General features: G+C 35.1%; 18 protein-coding genes and 1 other annotated feature. Of the genes, 7 read left to right on the top strand and 11 right to left on the bottom strand.

Annotated features, from left to right (window positions below; all coding sequences use genetic code 11):
• Positions 1-315: IS3 family transposase (locus JN09_RS05300; protein ID WP_204433513.1), on the top strand; the 315-nt coding region annotated here is incomplete at its 5' end.
• Between the two features lie 7 nt (positions 316-322).
• On the opposite strand, the gene JN09_RS05305 is transcribed toward JN09_RS05300, so the two are convergent.
• The 8 genes from JN09_RS05305 to JN09_RS05340 all read right to left on the bottom strand — a co-directional run bounded on the left by JN09_RS05305 (position 323) and on the right by JN09_RS05340 (position 7,454).
• Positions 323-1,480, bottom strand: coding sequence for a GGDEF domain-containing protein (locus tag JN09_RS05305; protein ID WP_204433514.1), 1,158 nt, complete (start codon positions 1,478-1,480; stop codon positions 323-325).
• A 32-nt stretch (positions 1,481-1,512) separates the two neighbouring features.
• Complete coding sequence (locus JN09_RS05310; protein ID WP_204433515.1) at positions 1,513-1,983, bottom strand: hypothetical protein; 471 nt, start codon at positions 1,981-1,983, stop codon at positions 1,513-1,515.
• Between the two features lie 109 nt (positions 1,984-2,092).
• Positions 2,093-2,791 carry a YaaA family protein gene (locus JN09_RS05315; protein WP_204433516.1) on the bottom strand — a complete coding sequence of 233 codons (699 nt, stop codon included), beginning with the start codon at positions 2,789-2,791 and terminating at the stop codon, positions 2,093-2,095.
• Between the two features lie 34 nt (positions 2,792-2,825).
• A complete protein-coding gene (locus JN09_RS05320) occupies positions 2,826-3,572 on the bottom strand; it encodes an amino acid ABC transporter ATP-binding protein (protein ID WP_204433517.1) in 747 nt (248 codons plus the stop codon).
• On the bottom strand, positions 3,559-4,236 hold the full coding sequence (locus JN09_RS05325; RefSeq protein ID WP_204433518.1) for an amino acid ABC transporter permease: 678 nt from the start codon (positions 4,234-4,236) through the stop codon (positions 3,559-3,561). Before JN09_RS05325 ends, JN09_RS05320 begins: the two co-directional genes overlap by 14 nt.
• Positions 4,236-5,030: a transporter substrate-binding domain-containing protein gene (locus tag JN09_RS05330; RefSeq protein ID WP_204433519.1), complete on the bottom strand. Its 795-nt coding sequence runs from the start codon at positions 5,028-5,030 to the stop codon at positions 4,236-4,238. Before JN09_RS05330 ends, JN09_RS05325 begins: the two co-directional genes overlap by 1 nt.
• A gap of 182 nt (positions 5,031-5,212) precedes the next feature.
• Positions 5,213-5,418 (bottom strand) — a binding site (T-box leader).
• A gap of 52 nt (positions 5,419-5,470) precedes the next feature.
• A complete protein-coding gene (locus JN09_RS05335; RefSeq protein WP_204433520.1) occupies positions 5,471-5,953 on the bottom strand; it encodes an LptM family lipoprotein in 483 nt (160 codons plus the stop codon).
• A 106-nt stretch (positions 5,954-6,059) separates the two neighbouring features.
• Positions 6,060-7,454 (bottom strand): flotillin family protein, encoded by a 1,395-nt coding sequence (locus JN09_RS05340; protein WP_204433521.1) that lies wholly within the window; start codon positions 7,452-7,454, stop codon positions 6,060-6,062.
• Positions 7,455-7,598: 144 nt separating this feature from the next.
• Between JN09_RS05340 and JN09_RS05345 the strand changes: the two genes are divergently transcribed.
• The 5 genes from JN09_RS05345 to JN09_RS05365 all read left to right on the top strand — a co-directional run bounded on the left by JN09_RS05345 (position 7,599) and on the right by JN09_RS05365 (position 11,990).
• Positions 7,599-8,258: a hypothetical protein gene (locus JN09_RS05345; protein WP_204433523.1), complete on the top strand. Its 660-nt coding sequence runs from the start codon at positions 7,599-7,601 to the stop codon at positions 8,256-8,258.
• A 57-nt stretch (positions 8,259-8,315) separates the two neighbouring features.
• Positions 8,316-9,266, top strand: a complete 951-nt coding sequence (locus JN09_RS05350) for an NAD(P)/FAD-dependent oxidoreductase (RefSeq protein WP_204433608.1) — start codon at positions 8,316-8,318, stop codon at positions 9,264-9,266.
• A 9-nt stretch (positions 9,267-9,275) separates the two neighbouring features.
• Positions 9,276-9,917 (top strand): protein disulfide oxidoreductase, encoded by a 642-nt coding sequence (gene pdo / locus JN09_RS05355; RefSeq protein ID WP_204433525.1) that lies wholly within the window; start codon positions 9,276-9,278, stop codon positions 9,915-9,917.
• 104 nt (positions 9,918-10,021) lie between these two features.
• The gene (gene buk / locus JN09_RS05360; RefSeq protein WP_204433527.1) at positions 10,022-11,095 is read left to right on the top strand and encodes a butyrate kinase; all 1,074 of its coding nucleotides are present in this window, start codon (positions 10,022-10,024) and stop codon (positions 11,093-11,095) included.
• Positions 11,088-11,990 carry a bifunctional enoyl-CoA hydratase/phosphate acetyltransferase gene (locus tag JN09_RS05365; protein WP_204433528.1) on the top strand — a complete coding sequence of 301 codons (903 nt, stop codon included), beginning with the start codon at positions 11,088-11,090 and terminating at the stop codon, positions 11,988-11,990. The genes buk and JN09_RS05365 overlap by 8 nt, the downstream gene beginning before the upstream one ends.
• A gap of 40 nt (positions 11,991-12,030) precedes the next feature.
• On the opposite strand, the gene JN09_RS05370 is transcribed toward JN09_RS05365, so the two are convergent.
• The gene (locus JN09_RS05370) at positions 12,031-13,098 is read right to left on the bottom strand and encodes an endonuclease/exonuclease/phosphatase family protein (protein WP_204433529.1); all 1,068 of its coding nucleotides are present in this window, start codon (positions 13,096-13,098) and stop codon (positions 12,031-12,033) included.
• Between the two features lie 161 nt (positions 13,099-13,259).
• Between JN09_RS05370 and JN09_RS05375 the strand changes: the two genes are divergently transcribed.
• The gene (locus tag JN09_RS05375; RefSeq protein ID WP_204433530.1) at positions 13,260-13,787 is read left to right on the top strand and encodes a phosphatidylglycerophosphatase A family protein; all 528 of its coding nucleotides are present in this window, start codon (positions 13,260-13,262) and stop codon (positions 13,785-13,787) included.
• Positions 13,788-13,864: 77 nt separating this feature from the next.
• Here the strand turns inward: JN09_RS05375 and JN09_RS05380 are convergent, their stop codons facing one another.
• Entirely contained in the window at positions 13,865-15,034 is a 1,170-nt protein-coding gene (locus tag JN09_RS05380; protein ID WP_204433531.1) for an ABC transporter permease, read from the bottom strand.
• Positions 15,027-15,806: an ABC transporter ATP-binding protein gene (locus JN09_RS05385; RefSeq protein ID WP_204433535.1), complete on the bottom strand. Its 780-nt coding sequence runs from the start codon at positions 15,804-15,806 to the stop codon at positions 15,027-15,029. The genes JN09_RS05380 and JN09_RS05385 overlap by 8 nt, the downstream gene beginning before the upstream one ends.
• Positions 15,807-15,816: the final 10 nt, after the last annotated feature.

Consider the following 15,816-nt stretch of genomic DNA (forward strand, 5'->3'; position numbering starts at 1 on the left):
AAAAAGAATCCTGGTGCTCAACCAATGTTTCATAGTGACAGGGGATTTCAATACACGAGCAGATCATTTAAAAATCTATTAGATAAACACAATATGGTGCAAAGTATGTCTAGAGTAGGTAAGTGTATTGATAATGGACCAATCGAGAACTTATGGGGCATCATCAAATCTGAAATGTATTATTTAGAAACGTTTGATTCATCAGAAAAACTCACAAAAGCAATTAAAGATTACATTAAGTTCTATAATCAAGAAAGAATACAACGTAAATTAAAAAGCCATACACCTTTAGAATATAGGTATATGGCCATCTAATTTTATATTATTTACCGTGTCTACTTGACAAGAGGCTGTTCAATTCGTCTTCTTTTGATTTTTTATCCGCATACATATCCTGATCTAACTTAGTGATGAAAGCCTCAAACTGATCATGTGGTTGATCAAACAATCCATAGCCAATAGAAATGCTTATCGGGTAATTATGTCGCTTTTCTTCGTTATATTGGTTTATATTATACCTGATTCTAGTGACCACGTTAACCACTTCTTTTTGAGTAGTAGCACTGAATATTCCTATAAATTCATCCCCACCTAGGCGGGCAACGACATTGCTTTCTGGAAGGCTCTTCTTAACAATCTCAACGGTTTTCTTAAGAGCGAAATCCCCTTGTTCATGCCCGTACTGGTCATTGATTGTTTTTAAGTTATCCAAATCGAAATATATCACTCCGAATGGTTTTTTAGACGACTCCATGTTAAAACTAATGAATTGGAAAAAGGATTCTCTCGACCAAGCATTTGTCAAATAATCATGATGAATGACTCTTTGTTGTAAAAAGAGATATAAAATGATTAAAGAAAATCCTACACTTGGCCATATTAATAATAACCCATAGAATAGCCCTTGAAGGATACCTCCAAGCACTGGCAATGCCGTAGCTACAGCCAATAACAGCAAGTCTTCTTTGACCACTTTTTTCCGATTAGACAGTATCAAAACGAATGTAAGTACAATGTAGTAATACGTTAGTATCATCGTTAAAAAGAATAAATCGCCTCGATGATAGACGCCAAATTCATCTATATAAAAGACCGTGTCGAAAAAAATAGTCGATATTACTAAAATGACATTTATGATTTGTGGAAGGTAAACTATAAGCTTTGTTATTGGTTTAACAGTCATTTTTGGAACAAACATTTTCTTGATTAGCTTAAACCACATCATAGCTAAAAATGGTCCAATGATAAAAATGACAAAACTGATTGAAAATCTCAACCAAATCATGTTAAAAGTGGTTTGTTTATCTAAAATAACTGAGAATGCTTCTAGGATTAACTGAATAATGATAATCGCTGACATCACTAAATATGCTTTTGATAATTTGTCTCTGTGATTTAACCTAATAAAAGCAATTATGGATACTAATGATAGAATGAAAGCAGTCAAGAAATTGATATCAACATGATGAATTAATTGCATGATATCCCCCCCTGTATAAATTCATTATATCACTATTTGATTTTACATTGCGTTGTTTTTATCTCTTTTAGGAGCCAAAAATAGCCAATAATTAATAATGCTAGAGAAACCAGTTTGTATGGCAGTCCCGCTAAAGGTAGGACAGCAACAGAAAATGTAATCCCGATTACTGCAAAAAAAGCAATAACGCATGATGTACAGCCATAAGTTAGGACACCGAAGAGCACTGAGAACATGGTCATAAATGTGCCCTTTCCTTCTTTTTTTGTTAAAGAGACTAAAGCACTGGATAGATTAAACATATGAGCAGAAAACAAACTCATAACAACATTTAAACTGATATTAATTATGACTAAATATATACCATAATCTGCTTTCATTTTAGAAAATCCCCCATTGAGGTTATCTAATAGAAAGTAAATAAATAGAAACAGTCCTGAATAAAGGACAAATGAGAAGACAAACTTCTTTTTCAACTGCATTTGATAGACTAAAGGTAACATGATTATCCTCCTATGTACCGATTAGTGTGATTATACCAAATTAATCACTTTGGTTCACTTCTTTTGCGTTATACCCGACATAAGCAAAAAAGATTAACGCAAATATGCATTAATCTTTGTAGTACTCAATTTGGTTTAGTTTCATTTCTAGACGATACCCAAAAAAAGATTTAGGCAACGCTTGAATGTCTTTAATCTCGTGTTCAATAATGAATCTAAGCAGTTCCCCCCGGTGATGTTTATTATACATACTGACTGCTTTATAGGATCCATTTATAAGATTATAGAAGGTAACTTCATAAAGGTTTATGTGTTCTCGATCTATTAAACTGGAGAACTCTTTTGAAGCCAAACTCAATACAGTATTTGTTTCTTTTAATAAAGCTTTATTGATTTTATCCTTCCAAAATGATCTTAGGTCAAATCCCTTGAATAAAAAATCTAATCGATACGGCCTAATGACGTCGTTAGGCTTTAATAAACCATATAGTGCATCAACAATATATACATTTTCTTGAAGAAAACTTCTATTTTCATTCGAAAGAGACTCAACCTTCAAGGCTTTATATGCTTCGCCTTTAAACATAGAGATTGCTTCAAACCCTTGTTCTTTATCAAACCCATGAATATAGTTTTTCACTTCTGACAAGAGCTTATCGCTAATCGAATAATGTTTTATGAGTTCTTCTTCTTTATATGACTTAAGCATTTCTTGAAGTGAATTCGATTCTTTCACAAATCTATAGTTTAGAGGCTTTTCATCTAGTTTTAAGTTAAATGTTTTTGCTGGAGCAAATAGTATTTTCATCATATCACCAAAATCCATTATACATGAAACTTCGTTATTTGTTTAATACGCTATCTAAGAATGCAATCGTTCTTGGATGTTTTGGGTTAGTAAATACTTGTTCAGAAGTGCCTTCTTCGATGATTCTACCTTTATCCATGACAACGATATGGTCCGCAAAGTGTCTAGCGAATCCCATCTCATGGGTGACTACGATCATCGTCATTCCACTTTCCGCCAGTTTTTTCATAACCATCAGTACCTCTTTGATCATTTCTGGATCTAGTGCAGAAGTCGGTTCATCAAATAACATAACTTCTGGGTTTAATGCAAGCGCCCTTGCAATCGCGATTCTTTGTTTTTCACCACCAGATAGTTGATTAGGATAATTGTCTTTTTTGTGCAGCAATCCAACTTGCGATAAAAGCATTAGAGAGTTTTCGGTAGCTTCTTTCAAGGTTTTTTTCTTGACGCTTTGTTGAGCAAGGTTGATGTTATCGATGACTTTCAAATGTGGGAACAAATTAAAGCTTTGAAATACCATTCCAGTCGATTCACGGTGGTGTCTCAAATCATTTGACTCACTAAGAATCGATTTTCCATCAAATAAGATTTCGCCTTTTGTAGGTGTTTCTAGCAGATTTAACGAACGTAATAAAGTCGATTTACCTGAACCAGAAGGCCCAATAATCACGCTGACTTTACCATATAGAAAAGAGACTGAACAGTCATCAAGCGCTTTTGTGCCATCTTTGAATGATTTGGATAGATGGATGACATCGATGGTTTTATTTTTGTTCATTCGCTTTCAGTCTCCTTTCAATATAACCCATCCATTTGGATGTTGGGAAAGTTAGTAAGAAATACATTAATGCCACCACAATATAGGTTTCTTTTACTCGATATGTCTCACTTCTAATCATCATTGCGCTGTACATAAGTTCAGCAATCCCTAAGTACATGAATATGGATGTTTCTTTAATCATTGTCACAAATTCATTACCTAGAGCTGGAATGATATTTTTAACTGCTTGAGGCAGAATGATTTTATACATGACGGTGGACTCTTTTAATCCTAAACTCAATGCAGCTTCTTTTTGGCCTTTGTCGACAGAGAGAATGCCCCCTCTAATCACTTCAGAGACATACGCACTTGAATTAATGAGTAATGCAAGCATCCCTGGAATGAAACTGGATAGATCAATCCCCATAACCATAGTCACTTTTAATTTGACAAATGAATATATTAACAATACTTGAACAAGCAACGGGGTACCTCTGATGATTTCTACATAAGCTGAGCCAAGAAATCTTAGCACTTTATGTTTAGATAATCTAAAGAATGCTGGTATTAACCCAAGCAATGATCCAAGTACGACGGAGATAACTGCTAAAAGGAGCGTCATCAACAACCCTTTAAACAGTATTTCTAAGTAATATGCTTCAAAAACAAACGAAAAATCCATTATTTGTTTAATGAAATCATTTCAACAACGATTTCTTCTAGTTTACCAGAGGTGATTAATGAATCAATGACTGAGTTGATGACATCTAGGAACGCTTGGTCTCCTTTTTTAACTGCGACTGCTGAACCGCCATCTGGATCTCCGATTACAATATCAGCAATGACTAAACCTTTTTGATTTGCTACATACCCATCAGCAACAGGTTTTTCAACAATGACAGCATCAATTTGGTTATCGCCTAAACGCATCATTAAGTCTGGAATGGCTTGAATGTATTGTTTTTGTGCGTTTGTAAAATCCTCAGCAAGTTCTTGTTGAATAGACCCTAATTGTGCCCCGATTCTAACAGATGCTTGGTTTAGGGATTCAAAATCAATCAACGTGTCTTTGTTTTTCTCATTGATTAAGATGACTTGGATGGCTTCATAGTATACTTTTGAGAAGTCTACTTCTTCTTTACGCTTATCTGTTGGTGTCATACCCGCCAAGACAAAATCCACCTTACCTTGCTTTAAATCTTCTAAAAGAAAATCAAAGCCTTTGTTTACAACCTTTAAGTTCTTCTTCATGGCATGCGCAATTTCTTTCGCGATTTCAATGTCGATTCCAACCAATTCGGATTTGCCATCTACTTTCTTAATCCACTCATAAGGTGCATAATCTGCTGATGTCCCTAATGTAATGAACCCATCATAGGATTCATCCAATGTAAATGTATGCAAGTTTGATTGACCACATCCTTGTAAAACGACTAAACTCATAACTAACATAACTACTGCTACGATCTTTTTCATATTTTTTCTCCTTTTATATATAAAAAGCCCCTGGCATTATTAAATGCCAAGGGCGAATTAACCGCGGTACCACCTTGTTTTTCCCAATACTAAAAAAGGGCTTAATAATAGTTAACGCCTACTTACGTTTAAACCTCATGTTTGAAATGTACCTTAAATAAAAAAAGTCCCTAGCTATAATAGCTAAGGACGAGATTACCCGTGGTACCACCTTAGTTCTAGGTAAAATACCTAGCACTTATACCTTTAACGCAGGCATACGTTCAAACCTCAAACTTCGATTTAAAAGCTCCCAAGCACGTTCAGTAATTGTTTCTGCTAATTTACACCAACCATTAGCTCTCTTTGAAAAACAGTGTTACTTACTACTCTTGTTCATCGCAAGTTCTATTATAAATACAATGGGTCTAATTTCAAGACATTAAAAAATGAAAACGTTTTTACTCTACTTTGATCGTTTTAGCATAGTCGAAGAACTTTTCTTTAAAATCTTCTAACTTGTTAGCTAAACAACCAAAATTCATTGAATAAAAATGATCTTTACCTTCAAAAGTCAATAACATATAACCAAACGTTTGATCATTGACCTCTGATTCATAATAAGCATACTTATAAACTAAATCGCCTTCTTCTTTGGATTTAACTGTTGAATTTTTCCCATGGTTATTTAATACTGCCTCAATATAATCATCAAGTGTCGAAATCCCATAACCAGCCAATGAACTTTTGGTTTCTCTTAATGCCATAAATATTTGTGTAGGAGATTCTAAGTACAAAGGTGCTTGAACCACTTCTTTTTCGACGAACGCTTCTGTCAGTGTAATTGTCACACCTGCTCCTGTGAAAGTTTTTTCAGCCTTTCCACAACCTACTAATCCAACCAATAAAGACATAAAAACAACTAAAAACATTATTTTTTTCATTTATTTATCCTCCAAAAATATTATAACACTAATCTATTAAATAATTAATAATCTTTTTGTATTTAAAATAATAAAACGAGTTTGAATTAACAAACTCGTTTAAGCTTTATTCTTTTTCTTTTACAACTTTTCCAGTTGCATATCCAGCAAGTAATGATGCTAAATCAATGCCTGTAGATTCTTTGATGGATTCTAATACTTTCGTTGAAGTGTTGACAATATCTCCCACAAGTTTTGTATTGTTTCCATCACCATACATTGTGATCTTGTCGACTTTAGAAAGAGGTTCTGAAGCCGCTTTTACAATATTTGGTAACACATTTGAGTTCAAGACTAATTCTAGAACGGCTGCACTTTCCATCTTCTTCATCGCTAGTGCTTTCTTTTCGATAGCTTCAGCTTCAGCAATACCTACAGCTTGAATACCGATTGCGCGTTGTTCTTGAGCAAATCTGTCTGCTTCAGCAGCAAGTTTGATTGCTTGTGCACGTCTTTCTTCTTCAGCAAGTTTTGCTTCTGCTTCTTTGGTTCTTACATAAAGATCAGCATCCGCTCTTTGTTCTTGAGCGTATCTGTCTGCTTCAGCAGCTTTCTTGATGTTCGCTTCAAGGGTTTTTTCTTCGACTTCTACTTCTTTAGTTCTTAGTTCAATTTCCTTTTCTCTACGAGCAATTTCCGCATTTTGCTTAGAAATATTGATGGTTTTTGCTTCATTGGCATATTGAATTTCATAAGAAGCATCTGCTGTCGCCTTAGCAATATCTGCTTTTTGTTTAAGTTCTGCTTGTCTTAAGGCAAGTAAGTTGTTTTGTTGCTCAATTTCTAGTTCAGCTTTAATTCTTGCATCGTTGGCAAGTTCCTTAGCCTTTGAAGTAGCAATTTCAACTTCTTTTTCAGAGTTAGCTCTTGCGATACTTGCATCCTTACGGATTTGAGCAATATTGTCTACCCCAAGGTCATCAATAACGCCGTTTTTATCCGCGAAGTTTTGAATGGTAATGTTGACGATGTCTAACCCCATTTTCTTCATGTCTGCTAGAGCTGATAGTTTAACTTGTTCTGCAAACTTATCTCTGTTTTGAACTAACTCACGTAATTTCATTTGTCCGATGATTTCACGCATGTTACCTTCTAGGACTTCTTTCGCAATTTGCTTAACATCATCCAGTGAACGCGTTAAAAAGATTTCACCAGCCAGACGAATAGAAGCTTCATCAGATTGAATTTTGATGTTTGCAACCCCATCGACGAAAATATTGATAAATTCGTTTGTTGGCACTGCTGAACTTGTACGGATGTCTACTTGAATAAGGTCAAGTGGCAAAAGGTCAATTCTTTGGAAGAACGGAATTCTGATGGTTGCCTTCCCTGTGACAACTCTTGATCCTTTCGGACCAGTGATGATTACTGCTTTATCTGGACGGACCTTAACATATGAGGACACAAACAAAATAGCGAGTAAAACAAGCACTATGCCAATAATAATTAATACTGTTTCCATAATAATACACTTCCTTTCATGTAATTATTATAGTTTAATATCCGGGTTATATCAATCGTTTTTTTATAATCTTTTTTGAACGATTAGACGCGATTTTCTTCTCTTTCCTTTTTTAGTATGGTATAACGAAAATAGGTGAGATAAATGCCAAGAATCGCTAGAAGTAATTACCAAACAACTTTATACCATATCATTCAAAAAAGTCCCGTACAACTGTTTAGAAATGTCAAAGACCGAAAGGCTTTCATTGAGATCTTAAAAGAGGCAAAAGCCCTCTTTCAGTTTAACTGTTACGGTTTTTCTTGTTGTTTAGATGATAAGTTTGAACTCATTATCCATGTGAAATATCAATCAATTTCAAAAATTATGCAGAGTATATTAATATCTTATGCCAAATACTATCAAAATCAGACTACACTATTTCCAAGAAGGTATCAAAGCATTCCACTATACAGTCCAAAAGAAGTCAGTCTAGCTTTAGAAAACATCAATGAAGAACTTGGTGAGCAGTCTTTATGTCACTTTATCGGTATGAAGGATGATTCTTATAAAGTAATTGACTTCTTCTCGAATGAAACCACAGAGTTAGACTTTGAGGTCAGAAAGGCGTCTTTTGAAGAAGTCATCTCATCATATATTGAAACTAATGGGTGTGACGAGTCAAAGATCCATTCAGATATCAGTTTAAGAAACACCTGTATTAAGAAATTGTATCAAGATACTGGTTGTACGTTGAAAGAGATTGCCAAGAAGTTTGAGCTATCACCTTCTATGGTAAGTAAAATTCTTAAAGACAAAGCATAGTTTTTGCAATTCAACTTCTGTCCCCTTATAATGATAGGTGGAGAAAGGAATGATTTGATGTTTAACTTTTCGATTGAACAAACCAAACCAATCGCTAATGATATCTTATATGACTTTATCGCTCTTGGTGCAGGCCCAGCTGGATTAAATGCTGCGCTATATGCTCAGAGAAAAGGTCTAAAAACATTGATTATTGGCAATGAAATTGGTGGACAACTCAAAAACACATCCGACGTTGACAACTACTTAGGTTTCGGACTTGTAGATGCCGAAACGCTAATCAATAAGTTTCTTGATCATGTAAAAGCCCTAGAGATTCCAATACTGTCCGGTGTTTATATTAATGAGATTACCAAAGATGAACATTTTACAATTTCTTTGACTAATGGCCAAGTATTCAAAACAAAAACGGTCTTATACGCTTTAGGAGGGTCACCTAGAAAACTTGGTGTTCCTGGAGAAGACATATTATCTAGCAAAGGCGTTTCATACTGTGTGACATGCGATGCACCATTCTTTAAACAAAAAGAGGTTGTGGTTGCTGGTGGTGGAAACAGCGCAGTGGACGCTGCTATCGACTTAGCTAGACTCGCTAAGAAAGTAACCATTATTCATAGAAGCCAGTTTAGAGCTGATCAAAAGAGTATCGATAAATTGCTCAGTTTTGATAACGTCTCAGTCATGCTTGAAACACAAATTATGTCTATTAATGGCAATAAGAACCTTGAAACACTTACGATATTAGATAAGAAAACTAATCAAGAACACCTATTTAAAACAGATGGGTTATTTGTAGAAATTGGGTCTATACCTAATACGTCCTTGATAAAGGACCTTGTTAGTTTATCACCTTCAGGTGAGATTATTGTAGATGAATACCAAAAAACCAACATTGAGGGTTTATATGCTGCAGGAGATGCAACCATAAACCCACACAAACAAGTGATTATTGCTGCTGCTGAAGGGGCTAAAGCCGCTTTAGAAGCTGCTAAATATATCAATAAATAAGGAGATATTATGAATAAATTATTTAACGCAGAAGTTAGTGCACAAATTAAATCCATTCTTGACGGAATGATTAATCCTATTACAATAAAACTATTTGTAGATGGCGATTGTGATACATGTCAAGAAACCAAGCAACTATTAACCGAAACCGCAGAGTTATCGGATAAAATTACTTTGATCACTCAAGAAGTGAGTGATGCTTCAGACGATCTAGTCACTTATAATATTGAGATGACTCCAAGCTTTGTTTTCCTAGATGCTGATTTAAACTACCGTGGGGTTAAGTTTAACGGTATTCCTGCTGGACATGAAATCAACTCATTCTTATCCGCTATTATGGAAATGTCTGGTGTGACATATGAATTAAGTAATGACGTTTTAAAACGTATCGAAAAAATCAACAAACCGGTCGATATAAAGGTGTTCGTTACCCTATCTTGTCCACATTGCCCAGGTGCAGTTCAAACCGCTCATCGTATCGCAATGCTTAATCCAAACGTAAAAGGACAAATGATTGAAGCCCAAACCTTCTATGATTTATCCAATAAGTTTAACGTTTCTGGCGTTCCAAAAATCATCATTAATGATTCATTAGAACTTTTGGGCAATCAACCTATTGAAGAATTTTTAAAGAAAATCGAATCACTTTAATTCTATTAAGGAGTATGTTTAAAACATTCTCCTTTTTATTTTCAAATAAAATAATAAGTTAACCGATTAATTCGATATAATGGAAGTATGAAGGTGGGTATTTTATGGAAAAAAACTTAATTCTTGTAATCAATCCAGGTTCTACATCAACTAAGGTCGCTTTGTTTAAAGATAAAGAGATGCTCTCTACTACCAGTATTCAACACGATTCAAAGGAGCTCATCAAGTATAACAAAATCATTGATCAATTGGATTATCGGATGTCCATGCTTAATGATGCAATCGAATCATATGGTTTAAATCTATCTAGTCTTAGAGCAGTTGTCGGACGCGGTGGCATGTTGAAATCAATTGAAAGTGGCACCTATCTGATCAATGATCGCGTTATTGAAGATCTGTTGGAGGCAAAAAGAGGCGAACATGCTTCTAACTTAGGCGCTTTGATGGCAAAAAGAATATCTGACCCCCTAAACATTCCAGCATTCATCGTGGATCCAGTTGTTGTCGATGAAATGAATGATATAGCTAGAATATCTGGGATGAAAGAAATTGAAAGGACTTCCATCTTTCATGCACTAAACCATAAGGCAGTTGCTAGAGTCGTATCAGAAAAATTAGGACGTCCATATCAAGACTTGAACCTAATCATCGCACATCTTGGCGGTGGAGTTAGTGTTGCTGCACATGGAAAAGGTCGAGTCATCGACGTTAATAATGCACTTGACGGTGATGGCCCAATGAGTCCCGAACGTAGTGGAACAGTCCCACTTGGGCCACTTTATACGATGTGTTTTTCAAACGAGTACTCATTAAAAGACATTAAGCGTAAAAATTATGGGGCAGGCGGCTTGGTTTCCTACCTAGGAACGAGTAATGCTAAAGAGGTCTTAAAAATGATCGATAATAATGATTCCTATGCAAAACTGATAATGGATGCGATGTGCTATCAAATTTCCAAAGAAATTGGCGCAATCTCCACTGTCTTAAAAGGTAGAGTAGATGCGATTGTATTAACAGGAGGATTGGCACACAACCCTTATATCACTCGTTATATCACTGAAAGTGTTAGTTGGATTTCAACCGTTCATGTTTATCCAGGTGAAGATGAGATGAGTGCTTTAAATGAAGGCGCATTACGTATATTAAACCATGAAGAACAGGTGAAACTATATGAATAACTACCTAAACTCTATCGATGAAATCATTCATCGATCCAAAGCTTGTCCAAAACAAAGATTGGTTGTAGCTGTTGCTCAGGATCCTTATGTCTTAGACGCTGTTAAACTAGCCTTTGAAACATTAACCCTTAATGTAACGTTAATCGGGGATGAACAAGAGATACGTGAACTTCTTTTAGAATCCAAAGTATTTCATCCCTATGAAATCATGGATATTAAAGACAAAGCTCAAGCGTGTATCGAAGCTGCTAAGCTTGTACATAGTGGATACGCACATATTTTGATGAAAGGCCTTGTGGATACTTCTATCCTTTTAAAAGCCGTACTTGATAAAACCTATGGACTTAAAACAGAGAAACGTTTGTCACATATATCGTTGATAGAAAATAGCCATTATCCAAAACTGTTCATGATTAGTGACGCGGCAATGAACATGTATCCAGATGTGTTAATAAAAAAAGACATCATCCTTAATGGCGTTGATGTCTTACATAGATTAGGCATTATGAAACCCAATGTTGGTATACTTGCAGCAATTGAAAAAGAAAACCCTAAAATGCCCGCAACTATAGATGCAATCTTACTTAAGAAAATGAATGAAGATGGCATAATCGCTAATTGCATTGTGGATGGCCCGTTTGCCCTTGACAATGCTTTAAGTAAGGAAGCTGCAGTCCATAAGGGCGTCACATCTCCCATAGCAGGTGATGTAGATTTTCTATTAGTACCAACCATTGATGCTGGCAATATATTATATAAAAGCTTGATGTTCTTATCCAATTCAAAAAGCGCAAGCGTTGTCTATGGCGCTAGTGCTCCGATTGTCGTGACTTCAAGGGCAGACGGCATAATGACTAAATATGCCTCAATCGCTTTAGCAAAACTATTAGTATAACGGCTTAACAATGAGAAAAACCGCAATTGCGGTTTTTTTCTTAGTTTAATTTAAATGTAATCTCAATCGGATTATGATCTGAATACAAGAATCCGTGATTTAGATTTACTACATCCGTAACTGAAATATTATCAGAAACAATAAAACCGTCAATGATATAATACTGTGTATTTGAATCTAATGGATCATATGGTTGATTCAAAAGGCGGCAACTAGGGTGTGTCAAATCCAATTCAAAACTGTATCCTTCGGGTAAAAAATCTGTTTCCATATCATAAGCTACCCAAATATCTTGAGTAGGCGGATAGATTCCAATTGCTTCGGGGAATGTTTGATTAAAGTCTCCACCAACCATTACATAGTTACCTAATGTCTTTTGTTCATTTAGAAAGGCCTTTAAATAGGCCATTTCTTGTTCACGAAGGGTTCCATCCCCATCGTAAGCTGACATATGTAAGTTAACTAATATAAACTTCTTGTCTGACCCTTCAATACTATATTCATGTACAACCATCGCACGTTTCAAGTTAGCTATTCTAAGTGGCCATGAGAATTCACCTGGAAACTGGTGTCTTACTGCTTCATCCATTTTGAACTTACTGAATGTTTGAAGTCCGCTTTCAACATACCCAATATAATCGGTAAATGATACTGGAAATGGTACAAATTGAGCTTTAAAGTTATAGGCAAATGTGTAAGCGTATGAATCTCCTAGCGCTTCTGCATTGCTCAATACTTGGTTTTCGTTATAGCTTCTTCTAGATTTTTGATCGACTTCTTGAAGTAAGTAGAAATCTGAATTCGAACCTAAAAGAATGTTTTGAATGCCTTCTAAATACCCTTGCATAACGGATTTACTGTCGGTTCTCCCCTTAGAACCCCCATCCATTACAAAGTCTTCATCTTTACCCAATGAAGCGTAACCAATGTTAAAGGTTAAGCTCTTATAAGTTTCGTTTAATTTTAACACTTCTGTTTGATTATTTTTTACACTAGTAGTGCTTTGTTGTTTAGGTCGATATTCAACAATTGTAAGATACCCTAATAAAATCCCGACTAAAACTACAAGACTAAACAGTACAATGACGATTTTTTTCAGTATTTTCACATTAAATCCTCTTTTCTTACTTACCTACATTATACCAAAAGCCAAACGAAACAGCCAAAAAAAATATCCTTGTTTTTGATAGATTAAATTGTTGACTTTTTAATTTAAAGTGTTATAATTAATTTCCATCACACACTACAAGAAAAGGAGATGAAACATATATGTCTGATCATTTATTAAGTAAAAAAGAATACAATCGTTTAAATGATACAAAAAAATACGACATCATTAAAGAACGCTTAAGTCAAAGAGGTATCGAGTTAATTGATATGGCAAGATTAACTTACGATTTACAAAAACCTTATGTCCCAGAACTCACTTTAGAGATATGCTTAGAACACATTGATCGTGTTGTATTAAAAAGAGAAGTTCAACACGCCGTTCTAGTTGGGATTGAACTTGACGTATTAGCTGAAGAAAAGAAATTATCTGAACCACTATTAAGTATGTTACTAGGCGATTATGGCCTATTTGGAATTGATGAAATCTTAGCTTTATCTATTGTTAACGTTTATGGTTCTATTGGATTAACTAACTTCGGTTATGTTGATAAATTAAAACCTGGTATCATTGGCGAAATTGACAATGCTGGTAAAGAAGAAGGTCGCTGCAATACATTCTTAGATGATATTGTTGGCGCGATTGCTTCTGCTGCTGCAAGCTCAATTGCTCACAAGTACTCAAAATAAAAACTGCAAAATTTGCAGTTTTTTTTGTATAGTCTTAAGAGGAACCATCACTCGATTAATGAGGATGGTTGATTTCTTTATTTGTTAAACATGATTTTCTCTGAATTAAACATTCTTGTTAATCCAATAACCCCTAATAGGACTACGAGTAGATTAACCACAATCGTTATCGCGAGATTAAGCATATCTACTTCTAAGCTGAGTATGCTAATAATGCTTTGAACAGAGTTATATACTGGAATTGCATATAAGACTGGTTTAGAAGTGCTTGCTCCAATCATGGATGAAATCCCGACTAACATGTTTAGAATCATTAATGGTACTGCATAGGTTCCTGCTTCTTTGATGGATTTCGCATAGGCAGATACGAGTGCAAGTAACACAACATATATCAAGACAGTTGAGATAATGACTGCGAATAGTAGGATATATGTACCAGCGCCATACATATTGATTGAGAAATCAGCGCCTTCCATCAATTTAGGTAAGGAAAGCATTAATCCTGTAAAACTTGACGCTGCACTCACAAGTGTAATGATACTTAGAGAGACAATCTTACCAATAGCGATTTCGCTTTTTTTAGTTGGGGTAATTAGAAGTGTGGCGAAAGTGCCTCTTTCTTTTTCACCAGCGATGGACTCACTCGCTACGCTCATAGCGCCTGAGAATAAGAACGTTAATAGTAGGAAAGGGAGTAACGAGGTAATGATTTGAATGGACACATCATCTTCTGAGGCCATATCGTATTTCTCACTTGAACGATTAATATCGAATTTATTAGATAACGTTGACTCTAGGATGGATAATTCTCTCACATAGTGGTCGAATAACAATCCGGATTCAGATTTAGTCGAGTTATAGTAGATTTCTACTTCTGGTGCTAATCCATTGCCAACGGTATAATTTACCATCTTCGTGTAAAAGTCTTCTTCGTAGAAAATGACTAAATCAATTTCTTTTTGTTCAAGTTTCTCCATCAATTCATCTTTTGAATAGGTTTCTGTAATCAAACTAACATTGAACAGTGGATTATTTCGAATGGATTCTAGTTCCGTCGGCTCATTGGTAACATAAACACTGTAAACATGATTTTCATCCACTTCAAACATTTGTGAAGTCATATTCCCCATAAAGGAATATAGTACATAGATCAATAACCCAGGAAGGATTAATGAAACCAACATACGTTTATCTGTAAAGAACCTTGTCAGTTCTTTTTTAATCATGGTAAAAACATTCTTACTCATTTAAATCACCTCTAGATGCCTCATATAAATTGAAGAATAAATCTTCTAATGAGCTATTTTTCATAATATCATTGACATAGCCTTCATAAGCCATTTTTCCGTCAATGATGATACCAACTCTATCACATAGTTTTTCAACAAGTGAGAAAATATGTGTTGAAAGAATCAAGGTTTTGCCTTCTTTCTTTAAATCCAATAAAAAATCTGTAACAATCTTCGCAGTGATAATATCTAACCCGTTGGTAGGTTCATCAAAGATGATGATGTTAGGGTTATGAACAATTGAGATGACTAAAGAAACCTTTTGCTTCATACCAGTCGATAATTCTGAAACCTTAACTTCTCTAAATTCGTCAATCCCAAACTTTTTGAATAGTGCTTCTTTTCTCACTTTCGCAACTTCTTTATCCACATGGTGAAGTTCACTGAAGTAATCATATAGATAATTCGGGGTGAAAAAGTCCTCTAGTTTCAATTCACTGGTTAAGAAGCCTATTTTACTGTGTACCATATCTGGATCTTTTGATACAGATACACCATCCACAATCGCTTCCCCTTCATCCGGTTTAATTAAAGCAGAAATGATTCTTAGTGTTGTTGTCTTACCAGCACCATTTGGCCCTAATAGCCCATAAATCTCGCCTTTATAAGCTCTAAATGATAAATGATCAACAGCTGTTTTACGTTTATCTTTCGTCTTTTGAAGACGTTGTTGTTTCTTGGATAGACTAAATGTCTTCACCAAATCTTTTACTTCTAACAATGCACTCATAAGTATCTCC

The organism is Paracholeplasma morum, assembly GCF_016907055.1.
GTDB lineage: Bacteria > Bacillota_I > Bacilli_A > Acholeplasmatales > UBA5453 > Paracholeplasma > Paracholeplasma morum.